The sequence below is a fragment of the Neobacillus bataviensis LMG 21833 genome, assembly GCF_000307875.1.
GTDB classification, from domain to species: Bacteria; Bacillota; Bacilli; order Bacillales; family Cytobacillaceae; genus Neobacillus; species Neobacillus bataviensis.
In genome coordinates, this window is the sequence record NZ_AJLS01000111.1 from 1 (window position 1) to 503 (window position 503).

General features: G+C 41.4%; 1 protein-coding gene. It reads right to left on the reverse strand.

Annotation, left to right across the window (positions count from 1 at the left end):
* Positions 1–413: MATE family efflux transporter (locus BABA_RS13825; protein WP_007085816.1), on the reverse strand; the 413-nt coding region annotated here is incomplete at its 3' end.
* Positions 414–503: the final 90 nt, after the last annotated feature.

Genomic DNA, 503 nt, shown 5'->3' on the forward strand with positions numbered 1-503 from the left:
CTTGCTAAGACACCAATGGTAACGAATAAAATAGCTAATAACCAGTAGAAACTTCCGTTCACAAGATAATAGTGACTCGACATCTCAATAACGGCTGTTTGGCTACTTGAAATGAAAGCAGTGGTGAAATAGAAGTGAGCAAGGTTTAAGATAATGGCAAAGATAATTGACCAACCGACAGTAATTGTAAGAGCCCGTGTTAAGCCTTGATTAATTCGTTTGTACTGTTTAGCCCCATAATTTTGTGCTCCAAAGGTTGCCATGGCAAGGCCGATTGAAATCATCGGGAGCATCGCAAATTGGTCAATTTTAGAAACGATGGCTTGGGTAGCCACAGCATTTGTTCCCATTTTATTCAAAGCGACTTGGAGCGTGATAGAGCCGATCACAATAATACTTGATTGAAAGCCCATTGGAATACCAAGTCTTCATGCGTGAAGATGTGGCAGAAAAAGGACTTGACCGTGAAAAACTCATGGCAGCCGTTCCTGAAAAAGAAGACG